At 71.3% G+C, this 2,070-nt stretch carries 4 protein-coding genes; all 4 read right to left on the bottom strand.

The genetic code is table 11. The features are described from left to right. Nucleotides 1–145: 145 nt before the first annotated feature. Nucleotides 146–493, bottom strand: coding sequence for a hypothetical protein (locus tag IEY99_RS33695; protein WP_189208179.1), 348 nt, complete (start codon nt 491–493; stop codon nt 146–148). 2 nt (nt 494–495) lie between these two features. Then, on the bottom strand, nt 496–1,389 hold the full coding sequence (locus IEY99_RS33690; RefSeq protein WP_189208178.1) for a hypothetical protein: 894 nt from the start codon (nt 1,387–1,389) through the stop codon (nt 496–498). Nucleotides 1,390–1,461: 72 nt separating this feature from the next. Continuing rightward, nucleotides 1,462–1,641 (bottom strand): hypothetical protein, encoded by a 180-nt coding sequence (locus IEY99_RS33685; RefSeq protein WP_189208177.1) that lies wholly within the window; start codon nt 1,639–1,641, stop codon nt 1,462–1,464. Between the two features lies 1 nt (nt 1,642). Then, nucleotides 1,643–1,906, bottom strand: a complete 264-nt coding sequence (locus IEY99_RS33680; protein WP_189208176.1) for a hypothetical protein — start codon at nt 1,904–1,906, stop codon at nt 1,643–1,645. Between the last annotated feature and the right edge of the window lie 164 nt (nt 1,907–2,070).

Raw genomic sequence — 2,070 nt, 5'->3', positions numbered from 1 at the left:
GTGTGCTCCCGCCCGTCGACCAGGACCACCACGTACGGCGGCGCCAGGCGGACCACAATCGCCCGCGGCCCGCGCCAGCAGATCGCCGGAGCGCCGAGCGTCTTCGGCGTCAACCACACCGCGTCAGCAACGCGCAGGCCGGCCATCAGGACCTCCCCCGCGGGTGCGGCACGGCCCCGGCGTCGATCTGCTGACCGTGGCACGGGCACCGGCAGGGCTCCCCCGCGCACTCCTGGGTGCACAACTGGCAGCCCGCGATCGCCCACAGCGGGTACACCGAGGCGACGATCACCTTCTCGTCGGAGTCCTCGCTGAGCACGTCCCACGGCTCGCCGCACACCCGGCACTGCTGGACCAACCACACCGCGGAGCCGTAGCGGGTGAGCTGGCTCCAGGTGTGCACGTGCTCGGCGTGATCGCCGCAGTGGTGCGGGGCATCCCAGCGGGGCAGGTCGAGACCGGCCGGAGCCATCATGGCGACGGTGACACTCATCGTCAGCTCACCTTCTCCGGGGCCACGACCGCGTCGGCCGCCGCCGGCGTCGCCTTGCGGGCCGGCGCCTTCCGCGCGGGGGTCTTCGTGGCCGACGCCTGCGCCGCGGCCGGCGCGGTGGTGAGGGCCTTGGTCGGGGTGACCGCGTGCAGCTCGGCGCGGCGGGCCGCGGTCATCCGGTCCCGCACGTCGTAGAACGTGGACCGGTTGGCGGTGACGCCGCGCTCGCCCAGCCAGGCCGTGGCCGCGGCGACGTCGTACGAGCCGACCGCGGAGAACGCAGCCTCGATCGCCTCAGACTTGCTGAGTTTGCGTACGTCCTGGCCGTCCTCGGTCAGCAGCGCCGGCGGTGGGGCCAGCTCGCCGCGGACCCGGGTCAGGGCCTCCACGGGGGACAGGCCGTCCAGGTATGACACCCGGAACGCCTTACGGGTCTCGCCGAAGGCGAGCACCCAGCGCAGCAGGGGGAAGCGCAGCAGCGGGTACTGGGGGCTCATGTCGCGGCGCAGCCGGCGCAGGATGGCGTGCCACAGTCGCAGCGCGGCGAACGAGAACCCGGCCACGTACAGGGCGCCGGTGGTGGGCCAGCCGGCGGCCTTCGCGCCCAGGAAGTCGGCCAGGGCCGCGGCGGCCAGGAAGAGCGCCGTCCAGAAGCGGTGACCGAGGTAGCCGTCGCGCGACAGCACCGCCCACAGGCCCAGGGCCGCGGAGGCGAGCATGCCGCCCTGCAGCGCCAGGTAGGTGGCGGCCAGGCCGGCGCCGGACAGGTGCATGTAATGGCGGCCGAAGGCGATCTGCCCGCGGAACGCGAGGTACTCGATCGCGGCCATGACGACCGCGAAACCCAGGAAGGCGACAACACCGACCAGGGCAGTCTTGGAGGCCTTAACCTTCATGTGGTCGATCTCCGATCGATCAGGCGGGGCGCGGCCGGCTTTCCTAGGGCGTAAGCCGCGCCCCGCGCGGGGTTACCAATCGACGTGCTCTCCGCGTCGCTGTGCCATCCGCCGCAGGATCGCGCTCTCGCTGGTGGTGTCCTTGTTGCCGTTCTGGTCGATCGGGCCGGTGTAGCCCGACGCCCGCAGGTCGAAGAACCGCTTGTCCGCCGCGGTCTCCGGCTTGCCGTCGAATCGCCTGCTCTTCGCCATGTCAGCGCCGCCCCTTCTGCCGCTGCGCCATCCGCCGCAGGTGCTCGGCGTGCTTCGGTCCCGGGCAGGCATCGCCGTTGCAGTACAGGCTTCCGCAAGAACCGCAAGGGCCGCAGGAATGCTTCGTACGGTCACAGCCCTTCTTGCCGCAGAACGAGCAGCCGCGGTTCTGCTCCCAGCGCCGCCATTCCGCTTCCGTCTTCGCGTTGCTCGGGATGGGCTTGTAGGTGCTCTTCTCCTGCTTCTTGCCACCGAAGATGCCCATCAGCTCAGCCCCACAACTTCCGGGTGATCCGCTGACGGCGGGTGAGAACCCAAGTCACCGGCCAGTCGACCTCCCGCGTCCGGCTCACCCGCCGCGTCTCGACCCGGCCCGTGTCGCAGTTGAGCTGGCCCATCTTCTTCGCCATCACTTCCCGCCCCTCTGCT

The organism is Couchioplanes azureus (assembly GCF_014648355.1).
GTDB classification, from domain to species: Bacteria; Actinomycetota; Actinomycetes; order Mycobacteriales; family Micromonosporaceae; genus Actinoplanes; species Actinoplanes azureus.
This window is presented reverse-complemented; position numbering and strand designations above follow the sequence as displayed.

Bases quoted from the DNA above. Each gene is read 5' to 3' on its own strand.
- IEY99_RS33685 (WP_189208177.1), bottom strand. From the start codon at position 1,641: ATGGCGAAGAGCAGGCGATTCGACGGCAAGCCGGAGACCGCGGCGGAC.
- IEY99_RS33680 (WP_189208176.1), bottom strand. From the start codon at position 1,906: ATGGGCATCTTCGGTGGCAAGAAGCAGGAGAAGAGCACCTACAAGCCC.
- IEY99_RS33695 (WP_189208179.1), bottom strand. From the start codon at position 493: ATGAGTGTCACCGTCGCCATGATGGCTCCGGCCGGTCTCGACCTGCCC.
- IEY99_RS33690 (WP_189208178.1), bottom strand. From the start codon at position 1,389: ATGAAGGTTAAGGCCTCCAAGACTGCCCTGGTCGGTGTTGTCGCCTTC.